This window comes from Mesorhizobium sp. Root102 (assembly GCF_001425625.1).
Lineage (GTDB): Bacteria > Pseudomonadota > Alphaproteobacteria > Rhizobiales > Rhizobiaceae > Mesorhizobium.
In genome coordinates this window covers 1-22,132 of sequence record NZ_LMCP01000045.1, presented here as the reverse complement: position 1 = coordinate 22,132, position 22,132 = coordinate 1, and the positions used below count along the sequence as shown (strand labels likewise).

The window sequence follows — 22,132 nt, the reverse complement described above, 5'->3', positions numbered from 1 at the left end:
ACCGGAAAGTCGGATTGATAGTCCGCAGTGGGAGGGATCATGAAGGCCAGAGTCACCGCGAACGCGGCCTATACCGTCGCGGATATCGACAAACGTCTTTACGGCTCGTTTCTCGAGCATCTTGGCCGAGCGGTCTATACGGGCATCTACGAGCCCGGACATCCGCAAGCGGACGCAGAGGGGATGCGCAAGGATGTGATCGAGCTGGTGCGTGCGCTCGACACTCCGATCTGCCGTTACCCAGGTGGCAACTTCGTGTCCGCCTACAATTGGGAAGACGGCATAGGCCCAAAGGAGAATCGCCCGCGGCGGCTCGATCTTGCGTGGCGCACCACGGAGCCGAACCTGGTTGGAATCCACGAATTCGCCGACTGGGCTGAAAAGGCCGGCACCGAGATGATGCTTGCGGTCAATCTCGGCTCCCGCGGCCTCGACGAGGCGCGGGCCTTCGTTGAATACGTCAACCACCCGAGCGGCAGCTACTGGTCCGACCTCAGGGCCAAGAACGGACGCACGCAACCCTGGAACTGCCGCCTCTGGTGTCTCGGCAATGAAATGGACGGTCCCTGGCAGGTCGGCCACAAGTCGGCGAGCGAATACGGCCATCTCGCCAACGAGACCGCCAAGGCGCTGCGCGGCCTCGACCCAACGGTGGAACTGGTCGTCTGCGGTTCGTCGCACTCCAATATGCCGACCTATCCGCAGTGGGAAGCGACCGTGTTGGAAGCGACCTACGAGCAGGTCGACTACATCTCTCTCCACATGTATTTCGAGAACTACGAGAAGAATACGGCCGAATATCTCGCTCTTCCGGCCAAGCTCGACCGCTACATTGGCACGGTCGCGGGCATCATCGACTACGTGAAGGCCAAGACCCGCTCGAAACGGGACGTGAAGATCTCCTTCGACGAGTGGAACGTCTGGTACCATCAGCGCAAGCGGGACGCCGAGCGCATGCGCGGCTGGGACTGGCCGGAAGCGCCCAGGCTTTTGGAAGACATCTACAATTTCGAGGACGTGCTGCAAGTCGGTTGCATCATCAACACCTTCATCCGCCGGTCGGATATTGTTCGCATCGCCTGCATTGCGCAGCTGGTGAACGTTATCGCGCCGATCATGACCGATCCCGGCGGCGGCGCCTGGCGGCAGACGATCTACTGGCCTTTTATGCTGGCCTCCAAGCATGGCCGCGGCACCGCGCTGCAGCTCGCGGTCGAGGTGCCTACCTATGACGCGGCCGCGGCCGACAAGGTGCCATGGCTCGACATTGCAGGCGTACATGATTCGAAAGCCGGCACGCTGACCTTCTTCGCAATCAACCGGCATGGATCCGAGACGATAGAGGCAGACGTCGCCCTCGAGCGGTTCGCAGCCAAGTCTATCGAGCATACGATCATCCGTCATGACGATCTCGAGGCCTGCAACACGAAGGACGCGCCGGACAACGTATCACCGGTCAAAGGCAACGGGGCAGCGCTCAGCAGCAAGGGAATGACGCTGAACTTGCCGCCGCACTCTTACTCGATGGTGCGTGTGACGCTCTGAGTTAATATCCGACCATCAGATATATACCCTGAAATCCGTTGCAGGCGGTTTGGTTTGGTGTAGCATTGAAACGTTCAAGGCGGATCTAATCGCCGTACTCGGGAGGAAGCTGAGATGAACTTTCGCAGGATGATGGCCATAGCGGTGGTTGCGGCCGGAGGATTTTGGGCCGTCGCGGCCCAGGCCGAAGAAACCGTCATATGGTGGGATTTCCTCGGCGGCGGTGACGGTGTGCGCATGAAGCAGATGATCACCGACTTCAACACCGCCCACGCCGGCAAGATCAAGATCGACGCCACGACGCTGGAGTGGGGCACGCCCTTCTACGCGAAGGTGCAGACCTCGGCCGCGGTCGGAGAGGCGCCAGACGTCATGACCTATCATGCCAGCCGCATCCCCTTGGCGGTGAGCCAGGATATTCTCGAAGAAATCACCGCCGACGACATGAGCAAGATGGGCCTCTCGGCCTCGGACTTCGCCCAGACGACGATGGGCGCCGTGACTGTCGACGGCAAGCAATACGCAGTGCCGCTCGATACCCATCCAATCGTCCTGTACTACAACCGCGTCCTTCTGAAGAAGGCAGGCGTGCTCGGCGACGACGGCCGTCCCGTGGGCATGGGTAACAGGGAGGAATTCACCGCGACACTGCAGAAGTTGAAGGATGCCGGCATCGAGTTCCCGCTGGGCAGCGTGACCGCCGACGGCAACTTCATGTACCGCACCATTTACTCGCTGGTGTGCCAGCAAGGCGGCGAGCTTCTGACGGGCAACGAGTTCCTCGCCGGCGACAATGCTGAAAAGCTGGCGAAAGCGTTGGCGGTTCTGCAAGGGTGGACGAAAGCCGGGCTGCAGTCGACCTATACGGACTATCCCGCAACCGTCGCCCTATTCACCTCGGGCAAGGCAGCAATGATGATCAACGGCGTCTGGGAAGTTCCCACGATGACGGACCTCGCCAAGCAAGGCAAGCTGTTCGACTGGGGCGCCGTCGAGATCCCGGTGATCTTCGACAAGCCATGCACCTATGCGGACAGCCACTCGTTCGCGATCCCGAAGAACAAGGGCAAGGAGATCACCCCGGAAAAGCGTGCCACCGTTCTCGAGGTGATCTCATGGATGGACAAGCACTCGCTTTTCTGGGCCACGGCAGGCCACATCCCTGCCTACAAGCCAGTCACCGAGACGGCGGAATACAAGGCAATGGAGCCCAATGCGACCTACTCGACCCTGACGGCCAACATGATCTTCGATCCGAAGTCGCCCAAGGCTGGTGTCGCCGGGCCGATCTTCGACATCATGTCGAATTATTTCGTGCCGACCCTCAACGGAGAGATGGACCCGGGCGAGGCGGTGAAATCCATCAAGGAAGAGCTGAACAGCATGTAGGGCTCAAAGGCTGGGACCGCCCTGCCCGGGACGGTCCCAACCATATTTGAGGAAGAGCCATGCTTCGCAACTCCCGCACTGAACGTCTTGTCGCACTGGTGCTGGTCGCTCCCTTCCTGGCGATCTACTTGCTGGCGTTCGTCTATCCGACGGTTCAGATGTTCCGCATCTCTTTCACCGATGCGCCGCTGATCGGCGAGGGTCGGTGGGTTGGCCTCGACAACTACCTGCGGCTCGACAACGACCCGATGTTCCGGCGCGCGGTCTGGAACACCGCTTACTTCGTGCTGATGACGGTCGTCCCCGGGACACTCATCGCCCTGTTGATCGCGCTTGGCGTGTCACGCCTCAAGGGCCGGTTCCAGGCGATCGTGCTGGCGTTGTTCTTCCTGCCGTACATCCTGCCGGTGTCCGTGGTCTATCTGATCTGGGACTGGACGCTGAATTTCCAGTTCGGGATCGCGATGCATGTGCTGGACTGGCTGGGAATCCCGCGCGTACCGGTCTTTAAGTCGCGCGTCTGGTTCTTGCCGGCGGTGGCCGGGGTGACGATCTGGTGGACCGCGGGTTTCTCGATCCTCCTCTTCCTCGCCGGACTGCGGTCCATACCCGCGGAGATCCATGAAGCCGCGGCGCTCGACAACTCGACGCGATGGACCACGTTCCGGCGTATCACCTGGCCACTGCTATGGCCGGTCACTTCGCTGGTATTAACCATCCAACTCATCCTGCAGCTCAAGATCTTCGATCAGGTCTATCTGTTCTCGATCGGCGGCCGGCCGAACGACAATATGGTGCTCGTCTACTACGTCTTCCAGAAGGCTTTCCAGCAGAACCAGGGAGGTAGGGCGGCGGCTGTCGCCGTCACCCTCTTCGTGCTTGTGGTCGTCGTCTCGGTCCTGCAATTCCAACTGCTCCGGTTCGCCGAAAGGCGGCGCCGATGAACGCCATGGCTGCGCAGCGCTGGAACTTTTGGGGCGGGATCATCACGGCACTGACGCTCGTCTGGGCCATCCTATGGGCGTTCCCGCTCTATTGGGGTGTGATCTCATCGCTCAAACCGGACGACGAAGTCGTCCGGCCATACATCGAACTCTGGCCCGAGACGCCGACGCTGGAGAACTACATTGACGCCCTGACCACCACACAGATCGGCACCTGGTACGTCAATTCGGTGGCGGTCGCGGTCGGCGTAACGGTCATCACCATCTTCACCTCGATGCTGTGCGGCTACGCGATTTCGCAGTTGCGGTTCCCGGGGCGGATCGCGCTATGGTGGCTGATACTCGCCTCCTTCATGGTGCCAACTTCGGCGCTGATCATCAATCATTTCGTGCTGGTGGCCAACCTTGGCCTGCTCAACAGCTGGGCTGGAATCATGTTGCCGCAGCTTATCCACCCCGTCATCATCATCGTGTACAAGCAGTTCTTCGATCAGGTCCCGAAGGACTTCCGCGAGGCCGCGGTCATGGACAATGCATCTGAATTCGGGATCCTCTTCAAGATCTACATGCCGATGAACTGGGGGGTGACGACGGCGCTGTCGATCGTCTGCTTCATCTGGACGTGGAACGCGTTTTTGTGGCCGTTCCTCTCGGTGACCCGCACCGAGATGATGACGATCACCGTCGGCATCACGCAGGTCAATGACGCCTTCGGTGTCTACTACGCGCGCCAGCTGTCGGCAGCTGTACTGGCCGGCCTTCCGGTGGCGCTAGCCTACCTCTTTTTCCAACGACGAGTGACCGAAGCGATAACGCTCTCGGCAGGTATCAAGGGCTAGCCTCGGCCCGCGAGCGAACCGCGATGCCAGAGGGCAGGACCCCGCTCGGCGGATTCAGGCCCGTCAGCGCGCGTGCCAGGTCGATCCGTCCGCGGCGAAGAGATGCAGGGCGGCGGTGTCGAACATCAGCCGAACGGCATCGCCCGGTTTGACGCTCGAGAGCCCGCGATCTTGTGCCGTAACCTGCGTCCCATCGGCGAGCCGCGCATAGACGAGCGTTCGCTCACCAAGGCGCTCGACAACGGTGGCCGTGGCGGATGCTTCATTGCCCTCGGAGACGACAATCAGCGATTCCGGCCGCACTCCCAGTTCGCGCCAATCCATGTTGGCCGGCGCGCCAGGAAGCCCGACGAGCGATCCATCCGTCAAGCGCGCATTGAGCCTGTCGCCTGAGCCCGAAACCGTAACAGGCAGAATGTTCATCGCCGGAGATCCGACGAAGGTCGCGACGAATCGCGATGCCGGACGTGCATAGACCTCGTCGGGTCTTCCCATCTGCTCTATCCGGCAATCATTGAGGATCACAATACGGTCGGCGAGGGTCATCGCTTCCACCTGGTCGTGGGTGACGTAGATCATCGTCGACTTCAAACGCTGATGCAGCTCGGCAAGCTCGACGCGTGTACGGGCTCGAAGCGCCGCGTCCAGATTGGAGAGTGGCTCGTCGAACAGGAATGCCTTGGGCTCCTTGACGATCGCACGCCCGATAGCCACGCGCTGGCGCTGCCCGCCGGAGAGCTGCGACGGCCGCCGGTGGAGCAGCGCTTCAATCTCCAAGATGCGCGCAGCCTCAGCGATCCGTTGGCGTATAACATCCGGCGCGACCCGAATGTTCCTCAGCCCAAAGGCCATGTTCTCCGCGACTGTCATATGTGGGTAAAGCGCATAGTTCTGGAAGACCATCGCAACGTTGCGCCTGCCCGGCGCAAGGTTCTCCGAGCGCACCCCGTCGATCGTCAGCGTGCCCTCGTCAATGCTTTCGAGGCCGGCGATCATCCGGAGCAGCGTCGTCTTGCCAGAACCGGACGGGCCGAGAAACACGACCAGCTCTCCTGGCTTAATGTCCAGGCTCACGTCGCGGATCACTTCGACTGCGCCAAAGTGCTTTGATACGCCCGACAGCGCGATTCCCGTCATGCTTTGCGATCCTTCTTTCCTACATAATTTCGGATAAATACCCGATGTCAAGGAACGTGGGGGCGGACCTTGCGAGCGCAAGCGGCAGGTCGAGGGTACGCCGACAGCGGCCATTCCCAAAGGTCTCGAAATGGATAGTGACCATAGCGACCGAAAGCTTCGTCTGACGCCGCCAGGCGGCTTCGATTGTGGCAACTCGTCTCACACCTTTAGCACCAGCGCGCCGGTCGTTCGTCGCGACTCCAGATCGCGATGGGCCTCCGACGCCGCTGCCAGATCGTAGTGCCTCGGAGGCTCGACCTTGATAGTCCCCTGTCGCAGCGCGGCAAAGAACCGGTTCAATTGCGGAGCAAGCTTCTGCGGTGTGTCGGTATAGTGGGCGTAGTTCGGCCGGGAAATCGTGACGGACTTCGAAGAGAGCCGACCGATATCCCAATTGCCGACTGGGCCGGAAGCCTGGCCGAAACTGACGAGATGGCCTCGTACTCCGAGCGCCGCCAGCGACCCACCGAAGGTATCGTTGCCGACAGCGTCATAGGCGACATCCGCGCCGGCGCCGCCAGTCAATCGCATGACGGCCTCGGCGAAATTCTCTCGCGAATAGACGATGACGTGATCAGCGCCGAGCCGTTCGACGATCCGCGCCTTATCGTCGCTCGACACCGTCGCAATGACCGTCGCTCCGAGATGGCGGGCCCACTGCACCAACAATTGGCCGACGCCGCCAGCGGCGGCATGGATCAGGACGACCTCGCCAGGACGGACAACATGAACTTCGTGCAGCAGAAAACTCGCGGCGATGCCTTTGAGCAGCCCAGCGGCGGCAATGTCATCGGAGATATCATCAGGAAGATGGACCAAAAGATCAGGCACCATGTTGCGCCGCTCGCAATAGGCGCCGACCGGCGGACACGCATAGGCGACACGGCCGCCGACAGAGAAGCCCGACACCGCGGACCCAACCGCCTCGATGACGCCGGCCGCCTCCATGCCCGGCACGCCAGGCGGCTGCAGAAGGTCGAAATAGCCGGTGCGGCAATAGACATCGATGAAATTGACGCCGATCACCGTATGGCGGATCTGCACTTCGTTCGGCGCCGGCTTCGGCAGTCCGATTTCCCTGAGCTGCAGCTCTTCCGGTCCGCCATAGCGCTCGACAACGATCGCCCTGGTTGTCGCGGCCTGACCTGGTGTGACCGTCGGCGCGACGCGCGGCACGCTTGCCGATGGGGCAGGAGCGGCAACCGCCCGGGAAGGCCTCACATCGATCGGCGAGCCTGCGCTTCGGCCTCGCAGAAGATTGCGCACGGCCGCGAAGCCGGCCTGATAGATGCCTTCGGCGACCAGCTTGACCAGTTCGTCGCGCCGATGCGCCGGCGGATTGAACTCCGAGCGCCATTCCCAGAAGGTCGCATTGCCGTCGGTCACCGGTTTCAGCCGCACCGAGGCGACATAGCCCATCAAGGGAAGCGGCGCTTCGAGCAGGCAATAGCTGAGCCGCCGGTCCTTGTCGGACAGCGCCAGCAATTGTTCACGCAACTCGCCGCCGTCGTTCAGCCTGAAGTGGCGGACCGAGCCGACCGCGTCGACCGGCTCACCACCCTCGATCTCGCTGAAGGAAATTGCCGGGTGCCAACGATCGTGGCCGTTGAAGTCGCGCAGGATTTCCCAGACCTCGTCGATCGGTGCATCGATGATCGTGCTCTGGCGAACCTGGACCATCGCGCCGCGTCAGCGCCCGAACCGGTTTTTCAGTGCGGTCAAGGCGATCTGGAACACGCCGGTGCCGATCTGGTGCATCAGGGCTGCTTCGCGATCCGGCGCACAGTCGAATTCCGCCTGCCATTCGGCAAGCGTCAGGTTGCCGTCGGTGATAGGCGTCAATGACAGGGTGGCGACATAGTTCTCCACCGCCATCGGGCTTTCGAGGATCGCGTAGCTGCAGGACAGATCGTAGTCCGACAGGGCCAGCAGCCTTTCACGAATCCGCCCGCCGTCCTTCAGCGTGAAACTTCTGATGCAACCGATCTGATCGGCCTGCGCGTTCTGCTCGATGCGGCTTTCGGCAACGAAAGGCGCCCAAGCCGGCAAGCCATTGAAGTTGCGGACCAGCTTCCAGACTTCCGCCGCTGGAGCGGGAATGACCGAGGATACATAGACCTTGGTCATGCTTGCGGGCCGGCTATGGGCATGGCAGTCCGCGTATGCATTGTCTCGCGCCGCGCCAGATCGACCCCCACTCCGTCGAGCTCCCCCGATCGACGGGGGAGAGGAAGGGTGCGAACCATCCACGGCGGGCTCCCTTCCTCTCCCTCCGGAGGGGGGAGAGGTGGCGCTGCGAAGCAGCGACGGAGTGGGGGAACCACTTGGCAACCATCGCGAACCGACGCAGCATCGCGATCAGGCGCAAGACATCGTCTCGCACGGCCCAACCAAGCGCGACGAAATACCGGCCTCACCTCAATGATCGCGGTCGTCATCGTCGTCCTTGGCGGCCTTTCCCTTGCCCTTCTTGTCGCGGGTCAGGCTCGAAATGTCCTTGGCATCGCGCAGCACATCGGTCATGCGGCCGAGCGAGCCGCCCTCAATGCCGATCTCCTTCATCAGATTGTCGATCATCGGCGCCTGCACCCGGTAGCGCAGCGCCGAGTCAATGACTTCGTCGGTGACATTGCGGTTGCCGCCGTTGCCACCATTGATGCCGTCGACATGCAGGATCTTGATGCCCTCGATCTTCTCCATCGGCTTGACGCTTTCGCGGATGATGCCTTCCATGTGGTCGAGCAATTTGCCGCGCAAGCGCCCTGCCCGCGCCTCGTTCGAGAGCAGGTTCTCGGCCTCGTTGAGCTGGCGATGGCCGGCGGCGTCGACTTCGTAGCGCTGGGCGGCGGCAAGGGCGTGGATCTTCTCCGATTCCGCCGAGGCGACAGCGGCGATCTTCTGTGCTTCTGCGAGGCTCTTCGCCGCCTTCATCTCGGCATCGGCGGCTGAGACGATGCGCAAGGCGTCACGCTCAGCCTCGCGCTGCGCGCCGATCAGGTCGGTCAGCTTGCGGCGTTCGGCAATCTCACGCTCGCGGGCAGTGAAGGCCTGTTCTTCGGCCTGGATAGCCTTGGCGCGAACCGCCTCCGAGGCCGCGATCGCCGAGGAACGCTCTTGCGTCTTCTTGGCGATGTCGATTGCCTTCTGGATTTCGGCGATCTCGATCTTCTGGTCTCGGTCGACGCCAAGCTGCCTGATATCGCGATCCTTGATCAGCCGGGCCTCCTCGATGCCGCGCTCGGTGGTGATACGGGCGCGTTCGACCTCCTCGCCGGCCGAGATCTCGGCTTCCTCGAAAGCCTGACGCTTGGCGATCTGCAGCGCTTCGAGGTGACGCTCCCTTGCGATCCTGACCTCGTCGATGGCGCGATCCTGCGCGATCCGCGCCGTCTCGGTTGCCTGGTTCTCGACGATCTCGGCGCGGCGCTTTTCCGCCTCTGCCTTCGTCACTTCCAGCGCCTTTTCAGCCAGAGCGATCTGGCGCTCCAGTTCAGCGACCTCGAGCAGTTTCCTGCGCTCGATCTCGAGCTGGCTCTGCGTGCCCTCCCGCTCGATGCGAGCCTTTTCCAGCGACAGTTCAAGCGCAATCTGCTCGCGCTCGGTCATTTCACGCATCTTCATCTCGGTCTCGTCGAGCGAACGGCGCCGCGCGATCTCGCGACGCTGCGTGTCTTCCTCGCTCTTGATGCGCTCCTCGGTGATGTTGCGCTCCTGGTTGAGGCGCGACTTCTCTACGGCTTCGCGCGACGAAAGCTGTGCCTGTTCGGATTCCTGGTCGCGCAGCGCGCGCTCGATGGCGAGCTCCGAACGTTGCGCGGCACGGCGGATCTCGACCTCGCGTTCCTGTTCGAGGCGGGCATATTCGCTGTCGCGGTCGATCTCCAGCACCTTGCGCTGGGTGTCGAGGTTCTGGTTACGGATATCGACCAGCGTGCGCTGCTCGATCTCGTTGCGCATCCGTCGCCTTGTCTCGATCGATTCCGTCAGCTGCGTCAGGCCCTCCGCGTCGAAGGCGTTGGACGGGTCGAAATATTCGAGGCTGGTCTGGTCAAGATCGACGATGGCGACGCTTTCCAACTCGAGCCCGTTGGCGGCGAGCGATTCCGAAGCAAGGCTGCGCACTTTGGCGGCGTAGTCGCCGCGCAGTTCGTGCATCTCTTCCAGCGTCATCTGGGCCGCGACCGTGCGCAGGGCGCCGGCAAACTTGCCTTCCAGCAGTTCGCGCAAACTGTCGGGCTGCAGCGTGCGGCGGCCTAGCGTCTGCGCGGCAGCGGCGACCAGCTCGCGGCTGGCGCCGACGCGGACGAAGAACTCGGCGATCAGATCGACGCGCATGCGGTTTTTGGTGATCAGCGCAAAACCGTCCTCGCGGCGCACTTCGATGCGCAACACATTCATATTGACCGGGGTGATCTCGTGCAGCACCGGAATGACGAAGGCGCCGCCATTCACCACCACCTTCTCCCCCATGAAGCCGGTGCGGACAAACGCCGTCTCCTTGGTCGAGCGGCGATAGAGCCAGCGCAAGATATAGACGGCGATCACCACGACGACCGCGGCAATGATCAGCCACAACAGGAATGCGCCAAAGGTTTGCGCGTCCATGATCTATCCTCCCCAAGACAATACGGTCGGCACGGGGCGACCGGCAGTATTTTCAAACATCCACCCGCACGGTGGCGAAGTCCAATTCTTCATGCCCGCCTCTGCAGTTTCGGCGTGATCGCGTGGAACGCATTGATTACCGCATCGACGAAAGGCGTATCGTTGATGTTCGCCCGCACCCGCTCGACATGGCGCAACGGAGTCTGGCGAACGGTTTTCTCGATCGCCTCGAACAGGACGTTGTCAGCTTCAGGATCGTGAAAGGCTTGACCGGGCGCATCGAGCATTGACACTCCGCCTTCGGGCAGCAGGAACCGCACCGGGCCATTCATGGCGTTGAGCCGCGCGCCGATCCATTCGCCAAAGGCGCGGTTCTCGTCGCGCGTGGTGCGCATCAGGGTGACGTTCGGATTGTGGATGACGAATTTGCGGCTGCGGAATTTCTCCGGCACGCTGTCGCGCGGGCCGAAATTGACCATGTCCAGCGCGCCGGTCGAGCCCACATAAGGCAGCCCGGTGCGGATCGCCGCGCCGAAACGATCCTCGGTCGCCGGGAAGATGCCGCCGACGATCATGTCGGCCACTTCCGTGGTGGTCAGGTCGAGGAAGGCCGACAGCAGGCGAGAGTCGCCGAGATTTTCCATGGCCCGTCCGCCGATGCCCGTGGCATGGAAGACGAGGCAGTCATAGTCGGCTTCAAGACGTCTGGTCACCGCCTGCACCGCCGGTGTGGTGACGCCGAACATGGTGATGCCCAGAGCCGGCCGCGCCAGCTTGCGTCTTGCTTCCCACGCCTCGGCATTGGGCAGTTGCGCGACCATGCCGGCCATGGCGTGCGCGGCGTTGGATAGCACCTGTTCGGTGATCGAGTTCAGCCCCTGCACATCGGCGACCGAATGGAACATCATGATGTCGGCGCCGCCGACATATTTGGCGACATCGCCGGCCGCCACCGTCGACACCATCAGCTTGGGTATGCCGACAGGCAGCACACGCATGCCCGCCGTTGCCAGCGTGGTGCCGCCGGAGCCACCGGCCGAGATGACGCCGCCGATACGCGGCTCGCGCTCGATCCAGCGCGCGAAGGCTTCCGCCATGGCACTGACCGAGCCGCCGCGATCATTGGTGAAGACGGCGGACGAACCGCGCGCGTGCATGCCGGCCACCTGCATGGCGGGCACATCGGCGCTGGTCGGTTTTCCCGATGTCGAGAGATCAACGGTGCGCACCGGAATGCCCAGCGACTTCAGCCGGTCGGCGACGAAGCGCAGTTCCTTGCCCTTGGTGTCGAAGGTGCCGGCGACAAGCACGGTCCGGCCGATGCGCTCGGCAAAGGGGATGGCGAAAACCTTCTTCAGATCGTCCTGAGGTGCTGCCTTGTCGACCGCCGCCTGCCGCATCTCAGTGACCGGCACGTTCCAGCGGTTGGGCAAGTTGGTAACCGGGCGATACATGCCGTTCTGCGGCATTGGCTCGGTCGAGCCGGCGCCAGTGCGATCAACGCGATAGACCTCCGCCAGTTGTTCCCTGGCCTGCGCCGCGTCCGCCGGCGTGATCGGCGCTTCCTCGGCATGGCGGCCGACGCCAAGGAGACGCTGCTGTAACTCGCGGTCGGCGGCGAGCGCCTTTGCATCCATCAGTCGGTTGATGCGGCCATTGACCATGATGGCGACCTGGTTCGACACCGCGGTCGCCACGCCGATATTCTGCTCGATGACAAGCACCGCCATCTCGCCTTCGGCGGCGAGGTTGATCAGCATCTGCTCGACTTGCTCGACTATGATCGGCGCCAGGCCTTCGGTCGGTTCGTCCATGACCAGCAGCTTCGGGTCGCTGAGCAGCGCGCGCGAGATCGCCAGCATCTGCTGTTCGCCACCCGACAACTGCGAGCCGCCATTGCCGCGGCGCTCGGCCAGGCGCGGAAAGGTCTGATAGACACGCTCGACGGTCCAACTGGCATCGCGCCTGTTGCCGGCGGCAAGCCGCAGATGCTCGTCGACCGTCAGGCTCGGCCAGACGCGACGGCCCTGCGGCACATAGCCAACGCCGAGGCGATGGATCTCGTGCGGTTCGAGCGCCGAGATCTCGCGGCCGTCGATACGAATGGAACCGGAACGCGCGCGCTTCAGCCCGACGATGGTGTTGCACAGCGTCGACTTGCCCATGCCGTTGCGGCCGACCACGGAAAGCACGCCGCTTTCCAGCGTCAGCGAAACGCCCTGCAGCGCATGGCTCTCGCCGTAGAAGACCTGCAGGTCTTCTATCCGCAGGATTGCCTTGGCTATCTTGCCAGAACTTTGGCGCGAAGAAATTGGGCGCTCAGCCATGCTTGCCCCCGAGATAGATTTCCTGGACCTCGGGATCGGCCTCGATCTCTTGCGGGGTGCCTTCCTTGAACAGGCGGCCATTGTGCATCATCGAGACATATTCCGAAACACGCAGCGCGACATCGAGATCATGCTCGATGATGATGTAGCCGATGTGTTTCGGCAGCGCGTTGAGGATGGCGACGAGGTCGCGGCGCTCTGTCGGCGAAAGACCGGCCGCCGGCTCGTCGAACAGGATGAAGCGCGGCGCTCCAGCCAATGCGAGTGCGATTTCCAGTTGGCGTTGCTGGCCGTGGCTCAGCGTCGCCACCAGCGTGTCGCGGTAGGCTTCGAGATGCACGGCGTTCAGGATCGATTCCGCCTGCACCATGTTGACGTCTGATGTGGCGGGACGCAGCAGCGAAAACCGGCGGCGCGAGACGCCGCGGCAAGCGAGAAAGATCGAATCGAGGACCGACAGGCCCTTGAACAATTGCGAAATCTGATAGGTGCGCCGCAGCCCGCGCCGGATGCGTTCATGCGGTGGCAGGTCGGTGATGTCCTCGCCGAAGAAGCGGATGCGTCCTGCCGTCGGCAGGAAATCGCCGGTCACGGCGTTGAACAGCGTCGTCTTGCCGGCGCCATTGGAGCCGAGGACCGCGCGCCGTTCCCCGGCCGCGATCCTCATATTGATGCCCGAGAGGGCCACCAGTGCTCCGAAATGCCGCGCCACGCCATCGAGCTCCAGCGCATAGGCGCCGGAACTCTGGAGACGGGTTGCTGCGAAGCTTTCGGTCACTGGCGACTGCACTCGAAGTCCGTTTGTTACGGGCAGCTCGGATTGTCGCGGTTGACCGCGCCGAGCTTCATGAACTCGTCTTCGGGAATGCCGAGCGTCTGGTTGACCTGCGGCACCACCTTGACCAGCTTGTTCATGAGATTGCCGTCGGCACCTTCGGTGACCTCAGTCAGGAAGATGTCGGCAATCGCGTTGCGGTTCTTGTCGAGCGACACCTTGCCGGTCGGCGTGTCGAAGGACAGCTTCGACAGCGCATCGCGCAGCTTCTTGCCGCCGTCGGAGACATCCCCGCCGACCTGATCGAGACCGAGCAGCGTCGCCTTCATGTCGACATAGTAGCCGTGGGCGAAGAGTGACGGCGAGGGAAAGGCCCCCGGTTGCTTTTTGTAGGCCTCGACAAACGTCTTCCATGCCGGCGCGTCATTGGTGTCTGCGGTCGGCCCGGCCGACGGCGTGCCTTTCAGCACATCGCGCAGCTTGCCCTTCGAGGTCAGCACCGTCTGGTCGACGGTGATCGAGCCGCCGATCAGCGGTGCGGAGCCGCCACCCTGCTGGTACTGGGTCAGGAAGTTGACGGCGTCGGCGCCGCCGAGCGCGACGTAGATCGCATCGACGTCTTCCGGGATGGCAGCGATGACCGAAGAAAAGTCCTTGTTGCCGATCGGCACCCAGGACTTCGACGGAACATGGCCGCCGGCCTTGCAGAACTCGGCCATGAAGCCGAACACCTGCGTGTAGGGAAAGGAATAGTCTTCGGCGACGGTGGCGACCTTCTTGTAGCCCTTGTCGTTGAAGGCATAGGTGCCGAGGCCGGCCATCCACTGCGCGCCATCAGTTGAGAAGCGGAAGAAATTCTCCGCCGGATCGCGCAACGTGGTATCCTGCGCGGCCGAGGTGCCATTGATGAAGGTCACGTTCGGCTGCGTCTTGGCGTAGTCCTTGACGGCGATGCCTTCGTCCCCCGAAAGCGGGCCGACCAACACCTTGACGCCGTCCTGTTCGACCAGCTTGCGCGCGGCGCGAACGGCGCTGTCGGGCGAGGCATCGGACGAGCCCTTGACGATCTCGACCTTCTTGCCGGCGACCGTTCCGTTCATCTCGGCAACCGCGGTCATGGCGCCGCGCTCGCCGTCCTCGCCGAGCACCGTGAACGGTCCCTCGAAGGTCGCAAGCAGGCCGATCTTGATGGTGTCGTCGGCAGCCAGCGCCATCGACGGTGCGGTCAGCCCGGTGAACACCGCCAGGGCCAGCAATGTGCGTCTATGCATCCTCATGATTTTCCTCCCGTTGATTTCGTTTTGCAGTGGTTCATTCCATCCCGGTTGCTATTGGCCGGGACGCAAGGACTCCTGGGCAAGATGTGGCTTGATCCTCCCCCACAACCCAAGAATTCCATCCGGTGAGACGAAGACGATCACCAGGAACACCATGCCGATCAGCGTGTTGAAACGCTCGGCGCCGACGATGTCGATGGCGAAAGTCTGCATCAGGACGACGACGACCGCGCCGAGGAATGGCCCGATCGGATGGCGCAGGCCGCCGATGACGGCAATGATCAGCACGTCGATCGCGGCGTCGACACCGATGGTGCCGGGCGAGACGCGGCCGTTGAACCAGACCAGCAGCACGCCTGCCAGTCCGGCGATAACGCCCGCCAGCAGCCAGGCGAAGACCTTGTGCGCGGTGACGTGATATCCGAGCGCACGCATGCGGCGCGGGTTGTCGCGGATCGCCTGCAAGGTCATGCCGAAGGTCGAGCGCGAGCCGTAGAGCACGGCTGCGTAGGACAACACCGCCAGACCAAGGCAAAGGTAGTAGAAAGGCCGGGCGTCACGCCAGCCGATGCCCCAGAATGCCGGAGCGCGAATGCCCGTATAGCCGGAATGCCCGTTGAAGATGGCGTAGTTCTGCTGGGCGAAATAATAGGTCGCGGTGGCGATCGCCAGCGTGATCATGATTGTGTAGATGCCCTCGGTGCGCACCGAGATCCAGCCGATCAGCGCCGAGGCCAGTGCCGCCGCAAGAACCGCGAACGGCACCGCGAGCCACCACGGCCAGCCGAAGCCGAGGATGTTGGAATTGTTGTTTCCGAGGATGGCGATGGCATAGGCTGCGATGCCAGCGACCGTGATCTGCGCCAGGCTGACCATGCCGCCGTAGCCGGCGAGCAGCATCAATGACAGACCCAACATGCCGAAGATCAGGGAATAGCCGCCGATCTGCGTCAGGAAGAAATCCGAGGCCACCAATGGATAGAGGACCAACGCGATGGCCAGGATGATGTGACCGGCCCCCAGCCTCTCCAGCCAGTTCTGCTGCGGCGTCACGTTGGCGGTAGTAGCAAGGCTCATCGGGCCTTCCCCATGATGCCTTGTGGCCGGACCGCCAGCGTGACCACCATGATGACGAAGGTCAGCACGATGCCGTAGGTCGGGAAATAGACGAGGCCGATCTGCTCGGCGAGGCCAATCAGCAGCGCGCCGATGGCGGCACCCGTGATCGAGCCCATGCCGCCGACGATGACCACGACCAGCGACGCCAGGAGGTAGCGGACATCCTCGCCGGGTGCGACGGACAGCGCCGAACCGCCGACGACACCGGCGAAGCCGGCAAGGCCGGCGCCGACAGCAAAGACGACGGCGAACACCGCATGCACGTTGACGCCGGAAGCCTGCAGCATGGCGCGATCGTCGACGCCGGCGCGGATCATCATGCCGACGCGGGTCCGGTTCAGCATCAGCCAAAGCCCGACGCCGATGACGATCGCCGCCGCCAGCACGACCACGCGATAGAGCGGATAGGTAAGGAAGACCGATACACCGTTTGAGCGCACCGCGGTGATGATTGGCAAGGTCAAGGCGCCGTCGAGCCATTCCGGCGTGGTGATCTGGTAGGTGCCGCCGGCCCACACAGCCAACATCAGGTCGGCGGCGACGATCGAGATACCGATGCTGACCAAGGTCTGGCGCAGGTCATCGCCTTCGAGGCGGCGGAACACGAAAACCTGCATGACGACGCCGATGATCGCCAGCACGGCGAAGCCGGCGGCGACACCGAGCAGCCAGTAGCCGGTGTGGTTGGTGACCTCGTAGCCGATATAGGCGCCGAGCAGATAGAGCGAGCCATGCGCCAGATTGACGTTGCGCATCAGGCCGAAGATCAGCGTGAAGCCGCTGGCGACGAGGAAATACAGGCCGGCCAGCGTGATGCCATTGAGGATTGCGCTGACGAAGGCCTTCTTCGAGATCAAGATCGCGTTCAGCCAATCCGGCCAGACGGCGAAGACCAGCCACACCATGACGGCGGCGGCAACCAGGCCGACGAGGCCCCAGGCCTGCCGGCGTGTCATGCCGCCGGCCGAAAGCGACGACGAGGAAGGCTGCTCGAGCAGGCTCATGCAGTCAGCCGCCGACGCTGCTCGTTCATGCGCGGCGCCTTGTGGAACTTGCCGTCCTTCATGATGGCGAGGATGCGGTTCTTGTCCTGCAGGATGCGCACGTCGGAAATCGGATCGCCGTCGATCAGCAGGAGGTCGGCGAGGTAACCTTCCTTGATCATGCCGAGCTCGTCGCCCATGTTCATGATCTGACCGCCATATTTGGTGCCGGCCTGGATGGCCTCCATCGGCGAGAAGCCGAGCATCTCGACGAAGGTCTGGATGTCCTTGGCGTTGGTGCCTTGCGGCGTCCATGCAAAGCCGTAGTCGCCGCCGATGCAGACGCGGATGCCGCGCCTATGCATCTTCTTCATCGTCTCGATGCACATTTCCAGCTCGCGCTCATATTCGAGCGAAAGCGGCGAGCCGGGCTTGATGCCCCACTGCTCGGCATGGCGCGCGGTGTTGATCAGCCAGGCGATGCCGGGGGCGACGAAATGCTTGTCCTTGACGGCCTCGAGCATATCGAGCGCTTCCTCGTCGGCGAAGGAGGCGTGGTAGATGTTCTGGATGCCGTGGCGGATGCACTGTTTGACCGAGCCGGACGAGCGCGCATGCGCCGACAGCACCTTGTTGCGGCAGCGCGCCTCGGAAGCCGCCATGGCGACCTCCTCTTCCGACATCGGCGTTTCCTCGGCGCCCATGCCGGTGATGCTCTCGCCTGACAGGTTGAGCTTGATGGAATCGACGCCGTATTTGATCAGTTGGCGCACGGTGCGGCGAATTTCCTCGGGGCCGGAGACGACGATGCCGAGATTGAGGCCTTCATGCGGGATATGGGAGGGCGAGGAATCGCCGAGACCGCCGACCGTGGTGATTTCCGGCCCCGCCGCAAGATAGCGCGGCCCTGGGAAGCGGCCCTGGTTGATGAATTTTTTCGCGACGACGTCGAGACGCGGCTTGGCGGCGGCGGCACCGCGGCCGGCGGTGAAGCCGGCGTCGAGCACCAGCTTGGCCATCTCCATGGTGACCAGCATATGTTCTTCGATCTCCATCATCTGGATGGGGTCGATGCCGGGTGCGTTGTTCCACGACAAATGCAGATGCGCGTCGATCATGCCCGGCATCAGCGTCGCGCCCATGCCGTCGATGGTCGTGACACCCCCTGCTGCACCGCCGCTGTAGGATGAGGACGAAGACGAGCCGAAGCGCGACGAGCCCTTGGTGATCTGCTTGATGCGGTTGCCCTGCACCAGCACCTCACCGGTATATGGATATTCACCTGACGCGTCGAGCACGCGCACATTGGTGAACAGCGTGCTGCCCGAACCGTTGCCGTTCCAGCTGTCGTCTGCCATCACAAGCCTCCCAACTTGCCGAGCGCGCAGTTCTACGCCCGATCTGAAATCCTCACCTATCAACCCGTCTCAAAAAATCGGCGAGCTTCTGGCTGCTGTCGCGCGGGCTTTCCACCGTGGCCCAGTGCCCGCACCGATCCAGTGAGGAGAATACGGCGCCCTTGATCCTGTCGGCAAGCGCCTGGCCGACACCCGCCGGATTGACCGTGTCGGCATCGCCGGTGACGAGCAATGTCGGCGCCGAGATCCGCCGCGCATCGACCGAGGTCGCCTTGGCCAGCGCCTCGCAGGTGCGGGCATAGGATTCCGGGTCCTGGCGGGTGATCGATTCCCGCACGAAGGCGACGGCGGCCGGCGAAGTCTCCCTGGTGTGCGCCGAGATCGCGTTGGCGACGATCTGGTCGGCGATATCGGCAATGCCGCCCGAGCGCGCCAGCCGCGCCCGGTTGGCGAGGCCTTGCCTCGTCGCCTCGGCCGGTTCCGCCAGCGCGCCAAACAGCGTCAGCGAGGTGACCAGCGCGGGCTGCGTTGAAGCAATCTGCTGACAGATGATGGTGCCCATCGAATGGCCGACGAAATGCGCGGATGCGACCCCCATGCCGGCCATGGTGCGGATGACTGCCTCACTCATCCCTTCGATGGTCAGCGGCTCGATCGGGCGCAGCGACCGGCCGGAGCCCGGCAGGTCGAGCCGGATGACGCGATAGCTAGAAAGTGCCGCCATCTGCGGCTGGAACATGTTGGACGTGCCGCCGAGGCCATGGATCATCACCACGGCCGCACCCTCGCCGACAACCTCCGCGACGACCTGGCCAACCGTCACGGTCGTCATTGCGCATACTCCACGAAGCGGTTTTCCAGCGTGCCAATGCCGTCGATCTCGATGCGCACGACGTCACCGGCCTTGAGATATTTCGGCGGATCAAAGCCGATTCCGACGCCGACCGGCGTACCGGTGGCGATGATGTCGCCGGGCTTCAGCGTGATGCCTTGCGAGAGCGTCGCGATGATGGTCGGGATGTCGAAGATCAGCAGCGAGATCCTGGAGTCCTGGCGCAGATCCTCGTTGACGAAACAGCGGATGCCGGCGGTCGCCAGATCGAGTTCATCCTTGGTCACAGCCCAGGGGCCCATCGGGCAGAACGTATCCTGTGACTTGCCGATCAACCACTGGCTGTATTTGCCTTGCAGGTCGCGGGCGGTGACGTCGTTGACAATCGTGTAGCCCCAGACGTGATCGAGCGCGTTTTCCTTGGCGATGCCGCGCCCGCCCTTGCCGATGATGACGGCAAGCTCCGCCTCGTAGTCGATGGCCGTCGAGACCGAGGAATCGATCAGCACGCTGGCATGGTTGGCGACGACCGATTCGGGCACCTTGGAAAAGATAATCGGGTGTTTAGGGATCGCGCCGGCGCCGGCGCTGGAATCGAAGCCGCTGCGGGCAAACTCGTGCGCGTGCTCATGATAGTTCTTGCCGACGCAGAAGATGTTGCGGCGCGGCTGCGGAATCGGCGCCTCGATTTCCACCTGCGCCAGCGGGATCGGTGACAGGGTGCGCGGCACGCCAGCGCCGTTGCGCTCGATCAGTGCCAGAATGCCGGCCTTGGCCTGATCGACGGCAAAATCGAAAGGAGCGATGATCTGGGCATCGAGATCGACAATACCTAGGCGACGTTCGCCGGCGATCGAAAATGTCGCGACCCGCATCCGATTCCTCCCTGAACCTTTTATGAACCAATACTGGCTCTTTCGCTACACGCTATCGCCGATTGGTTCACGCTTCAAGTGGGGTTCGGCTCACAATCCAACAAAACATGCGCATACGGCGCCTGTTTCTCGTCTGAACACTGGACCAGCCGGCAATCGCTTGATAATATTGGTTCAACATTGGATCAGATAAAAGTTCTCAACGAATGCCGAAACTCGTCGCCAACGATATCGCCACAATGCTCAAGAAACGGATTTCCTCCGGCGAGTGGCTCGAGGACGGCCGCATGCCGCCCGAGCGCGACCTCGCGGTCGAATTCGGCGTCGCGCGCAACACCGTGCGCCGGGCCGTCGGCTTCCTTGAGAACGACGGAACGGTCGTGCGGCATGTCGGGCGCGGCACCTTTCTGACCGCAACCAATCCGACATCGATCGCATCGATGGTCGCACGGATGGAAGGCACTAGCCCCGCCGACATGATGGAGATCAGGCAGCTACTCGAACCGGCAGCGGCTGCCTTTGCCGCGACCAATGCCAGCGCAACCGAACTGAATGCCGTCCGCGAAGCACACCAGACCGCATGCGATGCCATGGAGATGCCCGAGTTCGAGCATTGGGATGCCGAATTCCATCACCGAGTGTTTGCCTGCTGCCGCAATGACTTCCTGAAAGAGATCCACAATCTCATGCGTGCCATTCGCAACCAGTCACCCTGGTTTGAAATGAAGAAGCGCTCATTTTCGGAAGAGCGACGTCAGGTGTATTGCCGGGAACATCAGGTGATTTTGGAGGCGTTGTTCCATCGCGATCCGGAAGGCGCGAAGACGGCGATGCTTGGTCACCTAAAGACAGTCGAGAAGAACTTGCTGGGTAGATGATCAATCTGGCTGCCTTATTTTGGGGCGTGGCCTAACCTCCATCCGCGACATCTCGTGGCGCGGCCAAAAGCCGACATCACGAAAACGCCGACATCACAAAACGTCAGTCATGCGCCGGATGAATACGAAGCCGGCCCAACGCGATTGCGCCAGGCCCCCTTGGCCGCAGAACTGTCCCTGATTGGTGTCTCACCCAAGGGGTGCACTACACCATGTCTCCGGTATGAACCGTAACCTATGTGTCCGGAACGGACCCTGTGGTGCGCCGACTACAAGGGCGAGTTCATGCTCGCCGATCGGCGCTATTGCTATCCGCTGACCATCACCGACTTCGCCAGCCGTTATCTCATCGCCNCTGTGGTGCGCCGACTACAAGGGCGAGTTCATGCTCGCCGATCGGCGCTATTGCTATCCGCTGACCATCACCGACTTCGCCAGCCGTTATCTCATCGCCTGCGAAGCGCTCTCGACCACGAAGGAGGCCTATGCCTTCACCGTGTTCGAGAGCGTATTCAAGGAGTTCGGCCTGCCCAACGCGATCAGGACCGACAATGGCGTTCCCTTTGCCAGCCCCAATGCGCTGTTCAACCTCAGCAAGCTGTCGGTCTGGTGGCTGCGCCTGGGCATCGACATCGAGCGCATCAAGCCGGGCTGCCCCCAGCAGAACGGGCGCCATGAGNCTGTTCAACCTCAGCAAGCTGTCGGTCTGGTGGCTGCGCCTGGGCATCGACATCGAGCGCATCAAGCCGGGCTGCCCCCAGCAGAACGGGCGCCATGAGCGCATGCACCTCACCTTGAAGAAGGAGGCCACCAAACCGGCAGGCGCCAACTTCCTTCAGCAGCAGGCCAAGTTCGATGACTTCATCGACGAGTTCAACTCGGAGCGCCCGCACCAGGCGCTCGACATGGCCTGTCCGGCCGAGCGCTATCAGCCGTCACCGCGCCCCTACACTGGCCTGCCTGACCTCGATTATCCGTTTCACGACAAGGCCGTCACCGTCACCACATGCGGACGCATCTGCTTCGACCGCAAGAAGATCAATCTCAGCCTCGTCTTCGCCGGCCAGACCGTCGGCATCAAACAGGTCGAGGACCATATCTGGCTGGCTTCCTTCATGGACTATGATTTGGGATATTTCGATGATGAGACATGCAGGCTCGAACCACTCCAAAACCCCTTCGGGCCAAAAGTGTTACCCATGTCTCC

The 22,132-nt window shown here is 62.5% G+C and carries 18 protein-coding genes and 1 pseudogene; 7 read left to right on the top strand and 12 right to left on the bottom strand.

Translation table 11 applies throughout. From position 1 onward, the window contains the following. The first annotated feature begins 39 nt into the window (after positions 1–39). The 4 genes from ASD12_RS26375 to ASD12_RS26360 all read left to right on the top strand — a co-directional run bounded on the left by ASD12_RS26375 (position 40) and on the right by ASD12_RS26360 (position 4,717). The gene (locus ASD12_RS26375) at positions 40–1,545 is read left to right on the top strand and encodes an alpha-N-arabinofuranosidase (RefSeq protein WP_056593513.1); all 1,506 of its coding nucleotides are present in this window, start codon (positions 40–42) and stop codon (positions 1,543–1,545) included. A 114-nt stretch (positions 1,546–1,659) separates the two neighbouring features. Further along, entirely contained in the window at positions 1,660–2,934 is a 1,275-nt protein-coding gene (locus tag ASD12_RS26370; protein ID WP_056593510.1) for an extracellular solute-binding protein, read from the top strand. Positions 2,935–2,993: 59 nt separating this feature from the next. Next, positions 2,994–3,878, top strand: a complete 885-nt coding sequence (locus ASD12_RS26365) for a sugar ABC transporter permease (RefSeq protein WP_056593507.1) — start codon at positions 2,994–2,996, stop codon at positions 3,876–3,878. Beyond that, entirely contained in the window at positions 3,875–4,717 is an 843-nt protein-coding gene (locus ASD12_RS26360) for a carbohydrate ABC transporter permease (RefSeq protein WP_056593504.1), read from the top strand. The genes ASD12_RS26365 and ASD12_RS26360 overlap by 4 nt, the downstream gene beginning before the upstream one ends. A gap of 63 nt (positions 4,718–4,780) precedes the next feature. On the opposite strand, the gene ASD12_RS26355 is transcribed toward ASD12_RS26360, so the two are convergent. The 12 genes from ASD12_RS26355 to ASD12_RS26300 form a co-directional block, all read right to left on the bottom strand. Further along, positions 4,781–5,854, bottom strand: coding sequence for an ABC transporter ATP-binding protein (locus ASD12_RS26355; RefSeq protein ID WP_056593500.1), 1,074 nt, complete (start codon positions 5,852–5,854; stop codon positions 4,781–4,783). A gap of 201 nt (positions 5,855–6,055) precedes the next feature. Beyond that, the gene (locus tag ASD12_RS26350) at positions 6,056–7,576 is read right to left on the bottom strand and encodes a zinc-binding dehydrogenase (protein WP_082525699.1); all 1,521 of its coding nucleotides are present in this window, start codon (positions 7,574–7,576) and stop codon (positions 6,056–6,058) included. A 9-nt stretch (positions 7,577–7,585) separates the two neighbouring features. After that, positions 7,586–8,023: an SRPBCC family protein gene (locus tag ASD12_RS26345; protein ID WP_056593498.1), complete on the bottom strand. Its 438-nt coding sequence runs from the start codon at positions 8,021–8,023 to the stop codon at positions 7,586–7,588. Between the two features lie 291 nt (positions 8,024–8,314). Next, complete coding sequence (locus tag ASD12_RS26340) at positions 8,315–10,501, bottom strand: flotillin family protein (protein WP_056593497.1); 2,187 nt, start codon at positions 10,499–10,501, stop codon at positions 8,315–8,317. Positions 10,502–10,590: 89 nt separating this feature from the next. Beyond that, positions 10,591–12,828 carry an ABC transporter permease gene (locus ASD12_RS26335; protein ID WP_056593496.1) on the bottom strand — a complete coding sequence of 746 codons (2,238 nt, stop codon included), beginning with the start codon at positions 12,826–12,828 and terminating at the stop codon, positions 10,591–10,593. After that, the gene (locus tag ASD12_RS26330) at positions 12,821–13,606 is read right to left on the bottom strand and encodes an ABC transporter ATP-binding protein (protein WP_056593495.1); all 786 of its coding nucleotides are present in this window, start codon (positions 13,604–13,606) and stop codon (positions 12,821–12,823) included. The genes ASD12_RS26335 and ASD12_RS26330 overlap by 8 nt, the downstream gene beginning before the upstream one ends. A gap of 26 nt (positions 13,607–13,632) precedes the next feature. Further along, on the bottom strand, positions 13,633–14,880 hold the full coding sequence (locus ASD12_RS26325) for an ABC transporter substrate-binding protein (RefSeq protein ID WP_056593494.1): 1,248 nt from the start codon (positions 14,878–14,880) through the stop codon (positions 13,633–13,635). Positions 14,881–14,931: 51 nt separating this feature from the next. Then, positions 14,932–15,957, bottom strand: a complete 1,026-nt coding sequence (locus tag ASD12_RS26320; protein WP_056593492.1) for a branched-chain amino acid ABC transporter permease — start codon at positions 15,955–15,957, stop codon at positions 14,932–14,934. Then, entirely contained in the window at positions 15,954–16,955 is a 1,002-nt protein-coding gene (locus ASD12_RS26315) for a branched-chain amino acid ABC transporter permease (protein WP_056594477.1), read from the bottom strand. The genes ASD12_RS26320 and ASD12_RS26315 overlap by 4 nt, the downstream gene beginning before the upstream one ends. Before the next feature lie 44 nt (positions 16,956–16,999). Then, entirely contained in the window at positions 17,000–18,340 is a 1,341-nt protein-coding gene (locus ASD12_RS26310) for an amidohydrolase family protein (RefSeq protein ID WP_056593490.1), read from the bottom strand. Positions 18,341–18,392: 52 nt separating this feature from the next. After that, a complete protein-coding gene (locus ASD12_RS26305; protein ID WP_056593488.1) occupies positions 18,393–19,172 on the bottom strand; it encodes an alpha/beta fold hydrolase in 780 nt (259 codons plus the stop codon). Then, a complete protein-coding gene (locus ASD12_RS26300) occupies positions 19,169–20,047 on the bottom strand; it encodes a fumarylacetoacetate hydrolase family protein (protein WP_056593486.1) in 879 nt (292 codons plus the stop codon). The genes ASD12_RS26305 and ASD12_RS26300 overlap by 4 nt, the downstream gene beginning before the upstream one ends. Before the next feature lie 206 nt (positions 20,048–20,253). On the opposite strand from ASD12_RS26300, the gene ASD12_RS26295 reads away from it, so the two are divergent. The 3 genes and pseudogenes from ASD12_RS26295 to ASD12_RS34450 all read left to right on the top strand — a co-directional run. After that, entirely contained in the window at positions 20,254–20,925 is a 672-nt protein-coding gene (locus tag ASD12_RS26295; protein ID WP_056593484.1) for an FCD domain-containing protein, read from the top strand. 355 nt (positions 20,926–21,280) lie between these two features. After that, a pseudogene (locus ASD12_RS34455) lies at positions 21,281–21,604 on the top strand (DDE-type integrase/transposase/recombinase); the annotation flags it as partial. A 1-nt stretch (position 21,605) separates the two neighbouring features. Then, positions 21,606–22,132, top strand: a 527-nt coding sequence (locus ASD12_RS34450) for an integrase core domain-containing protein (RefSeq protein WP_156398669.1), incomplete at both ends; no start/stop codon positions are given.

Excerpts from the sequence above, each read along its gene's own strand:
- ASD12_RS26370 (WP_056593510.1), top strand. The coding sequence starts at position 1,660 with ATGAACTTTCGCAGGATGATGGCCATAGCGGTGGTTGCGGCCGGAGGA.
- ASD12_RS26365 (WP_056593507.1), top strand. The coding sequence starts at position 2,994 with ATGCTTCGCAACTCCCGCACTGAACGTCTTGTCGCACTGGTGCTGGTC.
- ASD12_RS26325 (WP_056593494.1), bottom strand. The coding sequence starts at position 14,880 with ATGAGGATGCATAGACGCACATTGCTGGCCCTGGCGGTGTTCACCGGG.
- ASD12_RS26315 (WP_056594477.1), bottom strand. The coding sequence starts at position 16,955 with ATGACACGCCGGCAGGCCTGGGGCCTCGTCGGCCTGGTTGCCGCCGCC.
- ASD12_RS26305 (WP_056593488.1), bottom strand. The coding sequence starts at position 19,172 with ATGACGACCGTGACGGTTGGCCAGGTCGTCGCGGAGGTTGTCGGCGAG.
- ASD12_RS26340 (WP_056593497.1), bottom strand. The coding sequence starts at position 10,501 with ATGGACGCGCAAACCTTTGGCGCATTCCTGTTGTGGCTGATCATTGCC.
- ASD12_RS26375 (WP_056593513.1), top strand. The coding sequence starts at position 40 with ATGAAGGCCAGAGTCACCGCGAACGCGGCCTATACCGTCGCGGATATC.
- ASD12_RS26320 (WP_056593492.1), bottom strand. The coding sequence starts at position 15,957 with ATGAGCCTTGCTACTACCGCCAACGTGACGCCGCAGCAGAACTGGCTG.
- ASD12_RS26345 (WP_056593498.1), bottom strand. The coding sequence starts at position 8,023 with ATGACCAAGGTCTATGTATCCTCGGTCATTCCCGCTCCAGCGGCGGAA.
- ASD12_RS26310 (WP_056593490.1), bottom strand. The coding sequence starts at position 18,340 with ATGGCAGACGACAGCTGGAACGGCAACGGTTCGGGCAGCACGCTGTTC.
- ASD12_RS26350 (WP_082525699.1), bottom strand. The coding sequence starts at position 7,576 with ATGGTCCAGGTTCGCCAGAGCACGATCATCGATGCACCGATCGACGAG.
- ASD12_RS26355 (WP_056593500.1), bottom strand. The coding sequence starts at position 5,854 with ATGACGGGAATCGCGCTGTCGGGCGTATCAAAGCACTTTGGCGCAGTC.
- ASD12_RS26300 (WP_056593486.1), bottom strand. The coding sequence starts at position 20,047 with ATGCGGGTCGCGACATTTTCGATCGCCGGCGAACGTCGCCTAGGTATT.
- ASD12_RS26360 (WP_056593504.1), top strand. The coding sequence starts at position 3,875 with ATGAACGCCATGGCTGCGCAGCGCTGGAACTTTTGGGGCGGGATCATC.
- ASD12_RS26295 (WP_056593484.1), top strand. The coding sequence starts at position 20,254 with ATGCCGAAACTCGTCGCCAACGATATCGCCACAATGCTCAAGAAACGG.
- ASD12_RS26335 (WP_056593496.1), bottom strand. The coding sequence starts at position 12,828 with ATGGCTGAGCGCCCAATTTCTTCGCGCCAAAGTTCTGGCAAGATAGCC.